The organism is Burkholderia stagnalis (genome assembly GCF_039848545.1).
GTDB lineage: Bacteria > Pseudomonadota > Gammaproteobacteria > Burkholderiales > Burkholderiaceae > Burkholderia > Burkholderia stagnalis.
In genome coordinates, this window is sequence record NZ_CP156686.1 from 1617267 (window position 1) to 1632693 (window position 15427).

Here is a 15427-nt window from a genome sequence, read left to right on the forward strand (position 1 = left end):
GGGCGCATCGCGGCACGCACGGCGCGTCAGCCGGCGACGCCCGGTTCCGGCTGCCGGGTGGCCGCGCGCCGCGTATCGGCGACGACATGCGCGAACGCGGCGTCGCCATACGCGCGCTCGACCTTCGACACGATCACGTGATAGCCGCCATACCACTTGCGATACTGGCGCTTCGCGTCGAGATGCCGCGGATCGGCGGCGAACGCGCGCAGCGACGCTTCGTCGTGCCAGTAGTACGTCGCGTTGATCCGCTCGCCGTCGGCCGAGCGCCACGACTCGGCGCCGGCGAAACCGGGCAGGCTCGCGGCCACCGCGTCGATCGTCGCGCTCAGCGCGCGAAACGCGTCGTCGGCGTCGCCCGGCCGGTAAATGAAGGCTGCAATGTACATTCGGTCTCCTTGACGATTCGAACAGGCATCCAGGGTTCGTCCGCCGCTCATGCCGGGCGCGACATCACGGCCAGCCGCACCGCGAGCAGCACGAGCACGGCGGCCAGCCCGCGCGATTGCAGCATCGCCGCACGCGCGTGGCGCGATACCAGGCGCTGCACCGTGCCGCCGGCCGCGCCGAGCAGCAGGTGGAACACCGTGCTGATCGCGGTGAGCACGCAGCCGAGTTCGACCAGTTGCGCCGCGACCGGGCCATGGCGCGGGTCGACGAACTGCGGCAGGAACACCACGAAGAACAGCAGCGCCTTCGGGTTCAGCAGGCTGTTCAGCATCGCCCGGCCGGCCACCGACGCCAGCGACCGTTGCGGCGCGCCGGCCGCGCCGAGGCGCCCCGGCTGCCGCAGCGCCTTGAACGCCATCCACAGCAGGTACGCGGCGCCCGCGTAGCGGATCACGTCGAACGAAGGCGGCCACGCGTTGACGGCCGCGGTCACGCCGGTGGCGGTCAATGCAGTCAGGATCAGGTCCGCCACGCCGATGCCGAGCGCGGCCGCGGCGCCGCCGCGCATGCCATACGTCACGCCGTGCGCAAGCACGAACGTCATGTTCGGTCCGGGTGACAGCAGCAACAGCAGCACGGCCGCCGAAAAAATCGAGAGGGTCGACAGTTCGATCATGGGGAACAGGGTTTGCGTGAGCGACGTCGGCAGCGTAATCTCCCGATCCGATACAAACAAAGAATTGTTCCAGATACAAGCGATGCGCGAACCCCGATACCGATCGATCGTCGACGACTTCGCGGCACGGATCCACGCGGGCCGGCTGCCGCCCGGCGCGCAGTTACCGACCGTGCGCGCGCTGATGAAGCAGCACGGCATCGCGCTCGCAACCGCCGCGCGCGTCTATGCGGAGCTCGAGGCGATCGGCCTCGTCGTCGGCGAGACCGGGCGCGGCACGTTCGTGCGCGATACGTCGCTGCCGCGCGGCCTCGGCCTCGAACAGCACCCTGCCCGCGCGGACGCGATCGACCTGACGTTCAACTATCCGTCGCTGCCCGGCCAGGTCGAGCTGCTGCGCAGCGGGCTGCGCAGCCTCGCCGCGTCGGGCGACCTCGACGCGCTGCTGCATTCGGCGCCGCAGGGCGGCCGGCCGCACGAACGGCAGACCGTCGCCCGCCATCTGCGCAACCGCGGTATCCGCGTGCCCGGCGAGCAGGTGCTGATCGTCAACGGCGCGCAGCAGGGTCTCGCGATCGTCGCAATGGCCTTGTTGCAGCCGGGCGACGTCATCGCCGTCGACGCGCTCACCTACCCCGGCATGAAGGCGCTCGCCCATGCGCATCGGCTCGAACTGGCGCCGGTGCCGGCGCTCCCGGGCGGCGGCATGGATCTCGAACGGCTCGCGGCGCTGTGCGCGAGGCGGCCGGTGCGCGCGGTCTACACGATGCCGACGCTGCACAACCCGCTCGGCGCGGTCATGGGCGAGCCGGACCGCCGGCGCCTGGCGGCGCTGGCCGAGCGGCACGACCTGCTGATCGTCGAGGACGGCGCGTATGCGTTCCTCGCGGAGCCCGCGCCGCCACCGCTGTTCACGCTCGCGCCGGATCGCACGGTCTACGTGTCCGGCCTGTCGAAGAGCGTGGCATCGGGGTTGCGGCTCGGCTTCGTTGCCGCGCCGCCGCGCTGGGTGCCGCTGCTCGAACGCGCGATCCGCGTCTCGACGTGGAACACGCCGTCGCTGACGGTCGCGCTCGCGTGCCAGTGGATCGAGCAAGGTGTCGTCGATACGCTCGAGGAGCAAAAGCGCGACGATGCGCGCGGCAGGCAGGCGCTCGCGCGGCGGATGCTGCGCGGCGGCGCGCTGCTCGCGCATCCGTCGTCGTACTACGTGTGGCTGATGCTGCCCGACCATCTGCGCGCGGACGACGTCGCGGCCGCACTCGAACGCGACGGCGTGCGCGTGACGACCGCCGAGCCGTTCGCGACGACGGCCAGCACGCCGCAGGCGCTACGCATCGCACTCGGCTCGATCTCGATGGATGCGCTCGAAGCGGCGCTGGGGCGGGTGCGGCGCGCGGCAATCGGCTGACGGCCGCCGTATTTGCAAGCGGTCTAGTGCCTGTTCACGCTAATAACGGGCTTGCGCTGGCCCCCGGAAGGGCCGAGCGCAAGGAATGCGACGAAGCGAATACGCGACGTATTCGCGAGGCGCATGACGCAGCGATCGGCCCTTCTGGGGGCCAGCCCCACACATGACTTTTTCAAATCAGGCGAACGTGCCTTTCCGCCCGCATTGCCGCGTCGTTCGTCGTTGCAATAGCGACGGCTATTGCGCCTCCTCTCTCCTTGCCCTGCGGGCGCAAAGGCACGTTCGCAAGCCCGTTATCAGCGTGAACAAGACCTAGATCAGCCCGCGCCCGCGCAGTTCATCGGCGAGCCGCGCGGCATCGACGAAGCGATAGCCGAGCAGCCCCGCGTCGACCGCGCCGGCGACGTTCGCATCCGTATCGTCGATGAACAGCGTCGCGTCAGGCCGCGCGCCGAGCTGCGCGACGCAGCCGAGATACGCCTGCGCGGCCGGCTTGGCCGCGCCGAACGACGCGGACGCGAATACATGCGCGCCGAACAGCCGCGCGAGCGGCGGATTCAGATAGTCGAGGTGATCGGTGACGAGCCGGCAGTTGTTCGTGAGCACCGCGATCGGGCGCCGCTCGGCCACCCGCGCGGCGAGCGCGAGCGTCTCGGCGTTCGGCGTGATCGACGCGCGACGGGCATCGAGCCACGCGTCGCGGCTCACGCGGCATGCGAGCAGGCTGCCGAGCGCGTCCAGGTAGGCGGCCGGCGTGAGCTCGCCGGCATCGGCGCGCGCTTCGAGGCCCGATTCCCAGATCGCATGGCGGATCGCGTCGGGCGGCCGGCCCGTGAGCACCGACAGGCGCGCGACCCGCGCTGCGCGATCGTAGTGCGTGAGCACCCCTTCCATGTCGAACACCACCCATGCGATCGGCAAGCTCATGGCGCCTCCTCGGGCCGCAAAGCGATCGAACGACGATACAGCACGACCGAAAGCCGCGCGCCTCGCCTAGTCGCCGCCCGCGCCGACCGGCTTCGCGCGGCGCGCGGGCGGGCGATGCTCCACGACGCGCAGCAGCTTCTGGAACGTCGGACATTGCAGATGGCTCGGCGCCGGGCAGGCCGCCGCGTGCCGCAGGCCGTCGCGCACCGCGCTGAGCCGGTGGATCGTGCGGTCCAGCTCGTCGGCCTTCGCGTCGAGCTTCGCGCGGTCGATCGCGGGTGCGCCGCCCGCGCCGAGCATCGCGCCGATCTCGTCGAGCGAGAAGCCGGCCTCGCGGCCGAGCGCGATCAGCGCGAGCCGCTGCAACACCCCCTGATCGTATTGCCGGCGCAGGCCGCGACGCCCGTTCGACACGATCAGCCCTTTTTCCTCGTAGTAGCGCAGCGTCGACGCAGGCAACCCCGCGCGTTGCGTGACGTCGGCGATATCAAGACTGCTCATGCTTGACCTCAAGGGAACTTGAAGTTGCAAGATAGCCGCTCGCTCCCTTTGGAACAAGGTGGAATTTCGATGACATCGATTCGAACCCTGCGGCGCGCGGGCCTGCCCGGCGCCTTTCACCCGGCAAACGCCGGGGGCGCACGATGAGCGGCGCGGCCGACGCCCTGTTCCGCCTGCTGCTGGTCGGCGCGGGGGGCACGTTCGCACTGGATCTGTGGACGCTGTTCCGGCAGCACGTGCTCGGCATTCCATCGCTCGATTACGCGCTGGTCGGCCGCTGGCTCGGCCACATGCCGGCGGGCCGGTTCCGGCATGCGTCCATCATTGCGGCGGCGCCGGTGCCGTACGAGCGCGCGGCCGGCTGGTTCGCGCATTACGCGATCGGCATCGCGATCGCGACCCTGCCCGTCGCGATCGCGGGAACCGGATGGCTGCGCGCGCCGACCCTGCTGCCCGCGCTCGCTGCCGGCCTCGTCAGCGTGACCGCGCCGTTCTTCGTGATGCAGCCGGCATTCGGCTTCGGCATCGCCGCCGCGCGCACGCCGCAGCCGGGCGTCGCGCGACGCCGCAGCCTCGTCGCGCACCTGACCTACGGGGTGGGGCTCTATGTGGCGGCGCGCGTGGTGGTCGACGTCATGCCGTGACGCGCAGCGCCGGCGCCGCATCGGCAGCCGGCGTGCCCGCCGTCACGCCCCGCTGCTGTCGATCAGGTTGCCGCGCACCCGCCCGAGCAGGCCGATCAGCGTGTCGCGCTCGTCCTGCGCGAGGCCGGCAGCGCGGACGTCGCGCACGCGGCGATGGATTGACGCGCGCCCGCGGCGCGCGTCGGAGCGGCAGGGTCAGCCCTTCATCGACCCGGTCCGCACGAACCGCTCGTGCCACGACAGCGCTTCGCCGAGCAGGTGCGGCGTCTGCTTGCCGAAGCTCTCGCGGCACGCGCGCTCGAAGTAGTCCTCGAGCATCGGCCGGAAATCCGGATGCGCGCAGGTCGCGATGATCTTGCGCGCGCGCTGCTTCGGCGACAGGCCGCGCAGGTCGGCAAGGCCCTGCTCGGTGACGACCACCGCGACATCGTGCTCGGTGTGGTCGACGTGGCTCGCCATCGGCACGATCCGCGAGATCGCGCCGCCCTTCGCGGTGCTCGCCGACATGAAGCACGACAGGTAGCCGTTGCGCGCGAAGTCGCCCGAGCCGCCGATGCCGTTCTGGATCTTCGTGCCCATCACGTGCGTCGAGTTCACGTTGCCGTAGATGTCGGCCTCGATCATCCCGTTCATCGCGATGCAGCCGAGCCGGCGCACGAGTTCCGGGTGGTTGCTGATCTCCTGCGGACGCAGCACGATCTTCTCGCGGAACATCGCGATTTCATCGGCGAAGCGCTTCACCGCATCGGGGCTCAGCGACAGCGCGGTGGCCGACGCGAAGCTCAGCGTGCCGTCGGCGAGCAGGTCGAGCATGCCGTCCTGGATCACTTCGGTGTACGCGGCGAGGTTCGAGAAGCCGGCCGAGCTGAGCTCCGCGAGCACCGCGTTCGTGATGTTGCCGACGCCCGACTGCAGCGGCAGCAGGTTTTCCGGCAGGCGGCCGCGCTTCACTTCGTGGCGCAGGAAATCGATCAGCTGCCCCGCGATCTGCTTCGACGTCTCGTCCGGCGCGGAGAACGCATTGCTGCGATCCGGCGCGTCGGTCTCGACGATCGCGACGATCTTGTCGGCCGGGCAGCGCAGGTACGGCTCGCCGATCCGGTCGTCGCTCTTCGTCAGCGGAATCGGCTTGCGGTGCGGCGGCAGCGCAGTGCCGTAATAGATGTCGTGCATCCCGTCGAGGCCGAGCGGCTGGCGCGAATTGACCTCGAGGATCACGTGCTTCGCCTGCTCGAGCCACGTCTTGTTGTTGCCGACCGATGCGGACGGGATCAGCAGCCCGTCCTCGCGAATGCCCGCGACTTCGATGATCGCGACGTCGAGTTCGCCGAACAGCCCGAACCACGCGTATTGCGCGACGTGGCTCAGGTGGATGTCCTGATAGTCGACTTCGCCGGCGTTGATCTTGTCGCGCAGCGTCGGGTCCGACTGGTACGGCAGCCGCATCGAGATGCCGTTCGTGCGGGCGAGCGCGCCGTCGAGCTCGGGCGCGGTGGACGCGCCCGTCAGCACGTTGATGCGGAAGTCTTCGCCGCGTGCCTGCGTAGCCTCGATGTGCGCGGCGAGCGCGGCCGGTACGGCTTTCGGGTAGCCCGAGCCGGTGAAGCCGCTCATGGCGACGGTCATGCCGGGACGGATCAGGGCGGCGGCTTCGTCGGCGGTGCGGACGAGCGAACGCAGGGCGGGGGCAAGAATGCGTGATGAGGACATGGCAGATTTCGAACGCGTTTTGGTCTGTCGTTGACGCCGCGGGGGGTGTCTCCTGAGCGGCGTGAAACCCTTGGGGCCGCGATCGGCGGCCGGCACCACAGGTACGGGTCGAGTATCGCAGAGGCGGCCTCCGCGAAATGTCTGCCGGATGCAAAAGACCCTTCCTGAATTTGCCGGATATCGAACGGCCGTTCTGTGACAGGCGGCGCGCCAGCGCAGGCGCCGGATTGTCGGCCGGCGACCGGTGCGCCGGCATGATCCGCGTCAAGGATTGCGGCATCCGCGATCGGAAAAACGACATCGGCCGCGCGCCGCCACCTGCCGCCCGCCCCCCCATATGCGCGGACGGCGCGCCTTGCGCAAGCGTGCCCCGGCGACCACACTTGACGGTGTCGCGCAAGTGCCTTGCGCAAAACCGCTGTTTACGCGCCGGAAATGCCCGCGCGCCCCTTCTGCAACGCCCGGTAACACCGGATAATGTCAGGAGATTGAACGGAAAAAAGCAGCAACTTACAAATCCGTATATATTTCGCCGATGGACCAAAGAAAAACCGCCAAACACCCCGAGCCACCGCTACCCCGCACATGGGACGCGCGGCTCGCGCGCTCGCTCGTCCGGCCGCTCGTCGATACGCCGGTCACCCCGAATCACCTCACCACCGTCCGCCTGCTGATCGGCCTCGCCGGCGCCTGGTGCCTTGCGCAGGGCGGCTTCGCGTGGAGCAATGCCGGCGCGTTCCTGATCGTGCTGTCCAACTTCGTCGACCATACGGACGGCGAACTCGCGCGCATCAGCGGCAAGTCCAGCAAGATCGGGCATTTTTACGACCTCGCGGCGGACGCGCTCGTCACGATCGCGCTGTTCGTCAGCATGGGCATGGGCATCGTCGCCCAGGGCGGCCAGATGGCCGCGCCGCCGGTGCTGCTCGGCGCGGCCGCCGGCGCGGCGGTCGCGCTGATCTTCTATCTGCGCATGCGCATCGAATCGTTCGCCGGCAAGGCCGGCACGAAGCAGGCGTTCGTCGGCGGCTTCGAGACCGAGGACGTCCTTTACCTGCTGCCGCTCGTGACGCTCACGAACGGCGTCGAGCCGTTCCTCCTCGCGGCGTCGATCGGCGCGCCGCTGTTCGCCGCGTGGGTCGTGATCGACTGGTGGCGCATCGTCCGGCGCGGCGCCCTGCCGCAGACCCCAACCGAAATCCAGGCAAGCAAATGACTTCTAGCACGCGCGACGATTCCGTGCTGACCCCGGCACGCCCCGCGCCCGTGCGCGCGGCGGCCACCCCCGACCGCACCGTGGCCGACGCCGTCGGCCGGCTCGACGTCGGCCGCCTGCGCGACGACTACACGCGCCAGGGGTCGTTCCTGTACCTCGACGCCTTCCTGCCGCCCGACGCGCACGCGAAGCTTGCGGATGCCGCGCGCACGCTGCAGGCCGACCTCAACCGCAATTACCTGCCCGGCCACAAGCAGGGCGGCAGCGTGAGCCGCCACACGATCGACGCGAAGGCGCCGTACATCGCCGAGCTGTACCGTTCGAAGGCGCTGATCGGCTTCCTCGAGAAGCTCACGGGCGACACGCTGCTGCTGTCGCCGGACGACGATCCGCACGCATACGCGCTGTATTACTACACGAAGCCGGGCGACCACATCGGCTGGCACTACGACACGTCGTACTACGACGGCCGCCGCTACACGCTGCTGATCGGCGTGATCGACGATTCGTCGTGCCGCCTCGATTACGAACTGCATACGCGCAACCCGGACGTCGCCGACGAGCCCGGCTCGGTGCAGATCGCCGACGGCGGCATCGTGCTGTTCGACGGCGACAAGCTGCGCCACCGCGTCACGCCGATGGGCCAGAACGAAATGCGCGTGTCGCTCACGTTCGAATACGTGACCGACCCCGGCATGCGGCCGTGGAAGCGCTTCATCTCGAACATGAAGGACGCGATCGCGTATTTCGGTTTCCGCCAGGTGTTCAAGCAACTGGCGTCGCGACGCGCGACGGGCTCATGACACGCGCCGGCATGATCCTGCTGTCCCTCGGGACGGCGCTGTTCGTAGCCCTGCTCGCATGGCAGGGCGTCGGCGCGGTCGCGTCGACGTTTCTCGCGGCCGGCTGGGGGCTCGCGCTCGTCGCGGCGTTCCACGTCGTGCCGCTCGCGATCGACGCGGTGGCGATCTCGGTGATGTTCCGCAAGGGCGACCCCGGCGCCGAGCTCGGCAATGCGCTGCGCGCGCGCTGGGTCGGCGAATCGGTGAACAGCCTGCTGCCCGCCGGGCAGATCGGCGGGCCGGTGCTGATGGTGCGCTATCTCGCGCAGCGCGGCACCCGGATGGCGGATGCCGCCGCGGCGATCACCGTCAGCACGACGATGCAGGCGCTCGCTCAAATGGTGTTCGCGCTGCTCGGCATCGCCGCGTTCAGCATGGTCGCGACGCATGAATCGGCCGCGCACCTGCGCACGCCGGCGCTGATCGCCACCGGCGTGCTCGGCGGCTGCGCGCTGCTGTTCTATGCCGCGCAGCGGCGCGGGCTGTTCGGCCGCGGCCTGCGCGTCGCGTCGAAGCTGCTCGGCCCGCGCGACTGGTCGTCTCTCGCGACCCGCGCGGACGCGATCGACGAGGCGGTCGGCACGCTGTACCGCGACCGCCGCAAGGTGGCGTCGACCTTCGCGCTGAGCCTCGTCGGCTGGATCGTGGGCACCGCCGAAGTGTGGCTCGCGCTCCATTTCCTCGGGCATCCGGTAAGCTGGCTCGACGCGCTGCTGCTCGAAAGCGTCGGCCAGGCGATCCGCGGTGCCGCCTTCGCGATCCCCGGATCGCTCGGCGCGCAGGAAGGCGGCTACCTGCTGCTCGCGCCGCTCGTCGGCCTGCCGCCCGAGGCCGCGCTCGCGCTGTCGCTCGCAAAGCGCGCGCGCGAACTCGCGCTCGGCCTGCCCGGCCTGCTCTACCTGCATTTCAGTGAACGAAACTGGCAGCGGCGCCGTGCGCCGCAGCCCCTCGCCGACTGATCGGACACCCGTCGATCGGTCGTTTTTTTGGTTGGAGAACACATGCGAGCCATCATTCTTGCGGCAGGCCTCGGCTTGCGCCTGCAACAACCGCCCGAAGCGCAGTTTCCGAAGTGCCTGCTACGCTTTGACGACGTATCGCTGCTCGAGCGCCATCTGCGCGTGCTCGACGCAGCGGGCGTCGACGAGATCGTGCTCGGGCTCGGCTTCCAGCACGAGAAGGTCGAGCAGGAACTGAAGCGCCTCGGCCGCCAGGCCGAAATCGTGATCAACGACCGCTACGACCTCGGCAGCGTGCTGACCGTGCACACCGTCGCGGACGCGATGACGCGCGGCGGCGACGTGCTGCTGATGGACGCCGACGTGCTGTACGACGAAAGCATCCTGCACGCGCTCGTGGCCAACCCCGACCAGCCGGTCGACCGCCTGCTGATCGACCGCGATTTCGAGGCGGGCGACGAGCCCGTCAAGCTGTGCCTGAAGAACGGCGTGCCGGTCGAGCTGCGCAAGCAGCTCGCGGTCGACCTCGCGTACGACACGATCGGCGAATCGGTCGGCTTCTTCCGCTTCACCGAAGGCACCGCGCGCCGCCTCGCGGCGATCGTCGCGGGCTACGTCGACAGCGGCCGCGCGAACATGCCGCACGAGGAAGCCGTGCGCGACCTGCTGCTCGAAGGCGGCCACTCGTTCGACGTCGCCGACGTCACGGGCGCGCCGTGGATCGAGATCGATTTCCCGAACGATGTCGCGCGCGCCGCGCAGGACGTCCTCCCCCTGATTCAACGCACCACCGCCGGAGCCGCACGATGAACGCACGCGAACCCAACTTCACCGAATCGCGCAGCGCACGCCTGCGCCGCATGCTCGTCAGCAGCGACCTCGAATTCCTGATGGAAGCGCACAACGGCCTGTCCGCGCGGATCGTCCGCGAAGCGGGCTTCAAGGGCATCTGGGCGTCGGGCCTCGCGATCTCCGCGCAGTTCGGCGTGCGCGACAACAACGAGGCGAGCTGGACCCAGGTCGTCGACGTGCTCGAATTCATGGCCGACGCGAGCGACCTGCCGATCCTGCTCGACGGCGATACGGGCTACGGCAACTTCAACAACGTGCGCCGCCTCGTGAAGAAGCTCGAGCAGCGCGGCATCGCCGGCGTGTGCATCGAGGACAAGCAGTTCCCGAAGACCAACAGCTTCATCGACGGCGAACGCCAGCCGCTCGCCGAGATCGACGAGTTCTGCGGCAAGATCAAGGCCGGCAAGGATTCGCAGAGCGATCCCGACTTCTCGATCGTCGCGCGCGTCGAGGCGCTGATCGCGGGCTGGGGGATGGACGAGGCGCTGCGCCGCGCGAACGCGTATGCGGAAGCCGGCGCCGACGCGATCCTGATCCACAGCAAGCTGTCGCGCCCCGACGAGATCCTGCAGTTCGCGCGCGAATGGAGCGGCAAGGCGCCGCTCGTGATCGTGCCGACCAAGTACTACAGCACGCCGACCGACGTGTTCCGCCAGGCCGGCATCAGCACCGTGATCTGGGCGAACCACCTGATCCGCGCGTCGGCGTCCGCGATGCAGGCCGTCGCGCGCGAGATCCACGAAAACGAGACGCTGATCAACGTCGAGGATCGCGTCGCGTCGGTCAACGAGATCTTCCGCCTGCAGGACGCCGACGAATACTCGGCGGCCGAGCGCATCTACCTGTCGTCGTCGTCGCGCGCGTCGAACGCCGCGATCGTGCTCGCCGCGAGCCGCGGCAAGGGGCTGGAAGCCGTCACCGAAGACAAGCCCAAGGTCATGCTGCCGGTGGCCGGCAAGCCGCTCTTGCGCTGGCTCGTCGACGGCTTCAAGAAGCACGGCGTGAACGACATCACCGTGGTGGGCGGCTATCGCGCCGACGCGATCGACACGTCGGGCATCAAGCTCGTCGTCAACGAGCGCCATGCGCAGACGGGCGAGCTCACGTCGCTCGCGTGCGCGGCCGAGCGCCTGACCGGCGACACCGTGATCTCGTACGGCGACCTGCTGTTCCGCAGCTACATCCTGCGCGACCTCGCGGAGAGCGAGGCCGAGTTCAGTGTCGTCGTCGATTCGTCGCTGACGCAGCCGACCAACCAGAGCGTGCGCGACTTCGCGCTCTGCTCGGCCGCCGACGACCGCGGCCTGTTCGGCCAGAAGACCTACTTGCAGCGCGTATCGAGCGACGTCGCCGAAGGCACGCCGCACGGCCGCTGGATCGGCCTGCTGAACGTGCGCGGCGCAGGCGTCGATCGCCTGAAGGCGATGCTCGCGACGCTGCAGGCGCGCCCTGATTTCGACACGCTCGACATCCCCACGCTCCTCAACGAGCTGATCGCCGCCGGCGAGAAGATCGAGGTGCAGTACGTGCACGGCCACTGGCGCGGCGTCAACGATCTGGAAGATTTCCGTCGCGCGGGCGACTTCGCGCACGGCCAGACGCCGCTGTCCGAACCGGGCGCCGGCATCGGAGGCGCGCAATGATCGAAGCGGCCCAGTTCGTCGAGGCCGCGCGCGAGCGCGGCTTCGACTGGTACGCGGGCGTGCCCTGCTCGTACCTGACGCCGTTCATCAATTACGTGCTGCAGGACCCGACGCTGCATTACCTGTCGGCCGCGAACGAAGGCGACGCGGTCGCGCTGATCGCGGGCGCGACGCTCGGCGGCAAGCGCGGCATCGCGATGATGCAGAACTCGGGGCTCGGCAACGCGGTGAGCCCGCTCACGTCGCTTACGTGGACGTTCCGCCTGCCGCAGCTGCTGATCGTCACGTGGCGCGGCCAGCCGGGCGTGGCCGACGAGCCGCAGCATGCGCTGATGGGCCCGATCACGCCCGCGATGCTCGACACGATGGAGATCCCGTGGGAGACGTTCCCGACCGACCCCGAACAGGTCGGCCCGGCACTCGACCGCGCGATCGCGCACATGGATGCGACCGGCCGCCCGTACGCGCTCGTGATGCAGAAAGGCAGCGTCGCGCCGTATGAGCTGAAGGCGAATCCGGCGGCGCAGCCGCGCGCGCACGTTGCCGCGCAATCGTCGTCGCGTGCTGAATCGGCCGACGCATGGCCGACCCGCCACGACGCGCTGCAGCGCGTGATCGCGCACACGCCGGTCGATTCGACCGTCGTGCTCGCATCCACCGGCTTCTGCGGCCGCGAGCTGTACGCGCTCGACGATCGCGCGAACCAGCTGTACATGGTCGGCTCGATGGGCTGCGTGACGCCGCTCGCGCTCGGCCTCGCGCTCGCGCGCCCCGATCTCCGCGTGGTCGCGGTCGACGGCGACGGCGCCGCGCTGATGCGCATGGGCGCGTTCGCGACGCTCGGCACCTATGGCCCGTCCAACCTCACGCACGTGCTGCTCGACAACGGCGCGCACGAATCGACGGGCGGCCAGGCGACCGTGTCGCAGCACGTGTCGTTCGCCGGTGTCGCCGCCGCGTGCGGCTATGCATCGGCGGCCGAAGGCGACACGCTCGACGTGCTCGACGCGGCCCTCTCCGACACGTCGCGCGCGAACGGAGCACGGTTCGTGCGGCTCGCGATCCGCACCGGCGTGCCCGACGGCCTGCCGCGCCCGACCGTCACGCCGGTCGAGGTCAAGACCCGCCTGATGCGGCACATCGGCGCCGCGCAGGCCGAAGCCCAAGCCGAAGGAGCCCAATGATGCTGTTGCTGAATCCCGGCCCGGTCACGCTGTCCGAACGCGTGCGCCGCAGCCTGCTGCAACCCGACCTGTGCCATCGCGAAAGCGAGTTCTTCGACCTGCAGGACGAAGCGCGCGCGCGGCTCGTCGCCGCGTACGCGCTCGATCCGGCCGAATGGACGGCTGTGCTGATGACGGGCTCGGGCACCGCCGCCGTCGAAAGCATGATCGCGGCGCTCGTGCCGCAGGGCGGCAAGCTGCTCGTGATCGAGAACGGCGTCTACGGCGAGCGGATCGCGCAGATCGCGACGCAGTACGCGATTCCGCACGAAGTGCTCAAGCACGAGTGGATGCAGGCCCCCGATCCCGCGCAGGTCGCCGCGCGGCTCGACGCGGGCGGCTTCTCGCATGTCGCGGTGATCCATCACGAAACGACGACCGGCCGCCTGAACGATCTCGGCGCGATCGCCGACGTGTGCCGCGCGCGCGGCGTGAGGCTGCTCGTCGACGGCGTCAGCAGCTTCGGCGCGGAAGCGATCGATTTCGCGGGCGGCGACATCGACGCCGTGGCGGCGACCGCGAACAAGTGCCTGCACGGCGTGCCGGGCGCGGCGTTCGTGATCGTGCGCCGCAGTGCGCTCGCGAAGGCCGCGAGCCGCACGTACTACCTCGACCTCGGCCGCCTCGCGAAGCTGCAGGACCAGCGCAATACGCCGTTCACGCCGTCGGTGCACGCGTATTACGCGCTGGTCGAGGCGCTGCGCGAATTCAACGAAGCCGGCGGCTGGCGCGCGCGCCACGCGCGTTACAAGGCGCTCGCCGACCAGGCGCAGGCCGGCCTGGCCGCGCGCGGGATGCCGCTCGCGCTGCCGGAAGGCGCATCGTCGGTCGTGCTGCGCGCGTACCGGCTGCCGCAGGGCGTCACGTACGAGCAGTTGCACGACGGGCTGAAGGCGCGCGGCTTCGTGATCTACGCGGGGCAAGGCGGGCTGTCGAAGGAGCTGTTCCGGATCTCGACGATGGGCGCGATCGAAGCGGCCGATGTCGAGCGGTTGCTGGATGGGTTTACGGCGCTCACGCAGTAAGCCGCCGTTTCTCCGCCGGCATTGTGTAAAAAAGGCCCGCAAGGGCCTTTTTTACGTCATGAGGACGTGCGTTCGCACCCCGCCTACTCCGCCACTTTCGGCCCAATGCCACCGCCCGGCGCACGCCGCGCGGCCCATTCCGAATAGCGATCCTTGAGCCGCAAGAACGGCTTTTCGACGAGGAAGTAGCTGGCGGTCGCCGCCGCGAACGCTTCGAGGATGCCGAGCGGGAAACCATGCGCGATCGGCAGGTTCGGATTCGCAAACGGCTGTTGCCACAGATACAGGCTGAATGAAATCGTGCCGACGAATACCATCGGTTTCGTGCGCAATAACCGCGCGCACCAGAAATCGTCGCGGAAATTGAGCACGACAATCACGATTGCAATCAGCGCCGCTTCGATCGTCACGCCATAGGTGATGTTCCAGACGCCGCGCAGCGTCGCTTCGACCAGCGGCATCGCGAACAGCAGCACGCAGACGATCACCGTCACCACGCGGGACTCGCCGCGCCACGACCGGATCCACGCGTCCAGCCGGTGCTGGTTGAGCGCGGCGTAGCAGCCGATCAGGATCGGATCGATGCCCGTGTGAAGCATCATCCGCAACTGCCCGCGCAGTTCCGGCGCGGCGAAATAGGTGGCCGCGCGGATCAGCGGCACGACCAGGATCAGCGCCGCGAGCCAGCGCGTGCCGTTGCGCCGCGCGGCCACCAGCAGGAGCAGCAGCGGCCAGAACCAGTAGAACTGCTCTTCGAGCGCGAGCGACCAGAAATGGCCGAGATACCACGCGCCGTCGGGATGCAGCGCGCTGTCGGCGGTAAGGCCGAGGCCCATCGAGTAGTTCCACAGATGCAGCGCGGCAAACGCCCACTGGCGCTGGCTGACATCGATCCACCCCGCCGCCGCCAGCAGCGCGACGACGCCCAGGTATGCGTAGCAGGCCGGCCAGATCCGCAGCACGCGCCGCACGTAGAACGGCCCCAGCGCGATACTGCCCGTGCGCTTCAGTTCGCCCGTCAGCACGTTGGTGATCAGGAAGCCGCTGAGCACGAAGAAGATCAGCACGCCGAGCCGGCCGTCGGCGAACAGCCGCAACGGCGCGAGCCAGCCCGAGTAGCCGCCGGGGAGCACGTGCTCCGCATGGCCGATGACGACCATCGCCACCGCGACGGCGCGCAACCCGGTAAGCTGCTGGACGCGATGTGTCATGGACTGGTTTCCGTCGCAATGGCGAATAGCCGGTTTATTGATTGGTGTTTCTGAATGGCTGCCGAAATTCCGCCGCTAGTGTCCCGCAAAAATATCGAAATAAAATTGCTTAAAAAATGCCGTCAGCATTGGCGTTGCAATGGCCGCCATACGGCGGCCGGACGCGGGCGACGCGGATTCGGCATAATGCCGGGATG

15 protein-coding genes are annotated in these 15427 nt (G+C 69.1%); 9 read left to right on the forward strand and 6 right to left on the reverse strand.

The genetic code is table 11. The features are described from left to right. Nucleotides 1-26: 26 nt before the first annotated feature. Complete coding sequence (locus tag ABFO07_RS23925) at nucleotides 27-389, reverse strand: antibiotic biosynthesis monooxygenase family protein (RefSeq protein ID WP_059561437.1); 363 nt, start codon at nucleotides 387-389, stop codon at nucleotides 27-29. A gap of 47 nt (nucleotides 390-436) precedes the next feature. Then, nucleotides 437-1066, reverse strand: coding sequence for a LysE family translocator (locus ABFO07_RS23930; protein ID WP_059808168.1), 630 nt, complete (start codon nucleotides 1064-1066; stop codon nucleotides 437-439). An 82-nt stretch (nucleotides 1067-1148) separates the two neighbouring features. Between ABFO07_RS23930 and ABFO07_RS23935 the strand changes: the two genes are divergently transcribed. After that, nucleotides 1149-2477 (forward strand): PLP-dependent aminotransferase family protein, encoded by a 1329-nt coding sequence (locus tag ABFO07_RS23935; RefSeq protein ID WP_059910649.1) that lies wholly within the window; start codon nucleotides 1149-1151, stop codon nucleotides 2475-2477. A 312-nt stretch (nucleotides 2478-2789) separates the two neighbouring features. Here ABFO07_RS23935 and ABFO07_RS23940 read toward each other — a convergent pair whose 3' ends face one another. Together ABFO07_RS23940 and ABFO07_RS23945 are read right to left on the reverse strand one after the other, a co-directional pair. After that, complete coding sequence (locus ABFO07_RS23940) at nucleotides 2790-3404, reverse strand: HAD family hydrolase (protein WP_059989031.1); 615 nt, start codon at nucleotides 3402-3404, stop codon at nucleotides 2790-2792. 66 nt (nucleotides 3405-3470) lie between these two features. Continuing rightward, nucleotides 3471-3905 carry a helix-turn-helix domain-containing protein gene (locus tag ABFO07_RS23945; RefSeq protein ID WP_060150297.1) on the reverse strand — a complete coding sequence of 145 codons (435 nt, stop codon included), beginning with the start codon at nucleotides 3903-3905 and terminating at the stop codon, nucleotides 3471-3473. A gap of 143 nt (nucleotides 3906-4048) precedes the next feature. Between ABFO07_RS23945 and ABFO07_RS23950 the strand changes: the two genes are divergently transcribed. Further along, nucleotides 4049-4549, forward strand: coding sequence for a DUF2938 domain-containing protein (locus tag ABFO07_RS23950; protein ID WP_347468687.1), 501 nt, complete (start codon nucleotides 4049-4051; stop codon nucleotides 4547-4549). A gap of 195 nt (nucleotides 4550-4744) precedes the next feature. On the opposite strand, the gene ABFO07_RS23955 is transcribed toward ABFO07_RS23950, so the two are convergent. Further along, complete coding sequence (locus tag ABFO07_RS23955; protein WP_059561452.1) at nucleotides 4745-6259, reverse strand: acetyl-CoA hydrolase/transferase family protein; 1515 nt, start codon at nucleotides 6257-6259, stop codon at nucleotides 4745-4747. 535 nt (nucleotides 6260-6794) lie between these two features. On the opposite strand from ABFO07_RS23955, the gene ABFO07_RS23960 reads away from it, so the two are divergent. Genes ABFO07_RS23960 through ABFO07_RS23990 form a run of 7 tightly spaced genes read left to right on the forward strand, consistent with a single transcriptional unit; the run spans nucleotide 6795 to nucleotide 14019 of the window. After that, nucleotides 6795-7475: a CDP-alcohol phosphatidyltransferase family protein gene (locus ABFO07_RS23960; RefSeq protein WP_347468688.1), complete on the forward strand. Its 681-nt coding sequence runs from the start codon at nucleotides 6795-6797 to the stop codon at nucleotides 7473-7475. Then, nucleotides 7472-8278, forward strand: coding sequence for a HalD/BesD family halogenase (locus ABFO07_RS23965; protein WP_059808187.1), 807 nt, complete (start codon nucleotides 7472-7474; stop codon nucleotides 8276-8278). Before ABFO07_RS23960 ends, ABFO07_RS23965 begins: the two co-directional genes overlap by 4 nt. Continuing rightward, on the forward strand, nucleotides 8275-9276 hold the full coding sequence (locus tag ABFO07_RS23970) for an HpnL family protein (protein WP_059883085.1): 1002 nt from the start codon (nucleotides 8275-8277) through the stop codon (nucleotides 9274-9276). Before ABFO07_RS23965 ends, ABFO07_RS23970 begins: the two co-directional genes overlap by 4 nt. 42 nt (nucleotides 9277-9318) lie before the next feature. Next, nucleotides 9319-10086, forward strand: a complete 768-nt coding sequence (locus ABFO07_RS23975) for an NTP transferase domain-containing protein (protein WP_059883087.1) — start codon at nucleotides 9319-9321, stop codon at nucleotides 10084-10086. Further along, nucleotides 10083-11771 (forward strand): phosphoenolpyruvate mutase, encoded by a 1689-nt coding sequence (gene aepX / locus ABFO07_RS23980; protein WP_059561467.1) that lies wholly within the window; start codon nucleotides 10083-10085, stop codon nucleotides 11769-11771. The genes ABFO07_RS23975 and aepX overlap by 4 nt, the downstream gene beginning before the upstream one ends. Continuing rightward, the gene (gene aepY / locus ABFO07_RS23985) at nucleotides 11768-12955 is read left to right on the forward strand and encodes a phosphonopyruvate decarboxylase (protein WP_059910636.1); all 1188 of its coding nucleotides are present in this window, start codon (nucleotides 11768-11770) and stop codon (nucleotides 12953-12955) included. Before aepX ends, aepY begins: the two co-directional genes overlap by 4 nt. Continuing rightward, nucleotides 12955-14019, forward strand: a complete 1065-nt coding sequence (locus ABFO07_RS23990) for a 2-aminoethylphosphonate aminotransferase (protein WP_347468689.1) — start codon at nucleotides 12955-12957, stop codon at nucleotides 14017-14019. Before aepY ends, ABFO07_RS23990 begins: the two co-directional genes overlap by 1 nt. Nucleotides 14020-14102: 83 nt before the next feature. Here the strand turns inward: ABFO07_RS23990 and ABFO07_RS23995 are convergent, their stop codons facing one another. Next, nucleotides 14103-15230, reverse strand: a complete 1128-nt coding sequence (locus ABFO07_RS23995) for an acyltransferase family protein (RefSeq protein WP_059962291.1) — start codon at nucleotides 15228-15230, stop codon at nucleotides 14103-14105. Nucleotides 15231-15427 lie beyond the last annotated feature (197 nt).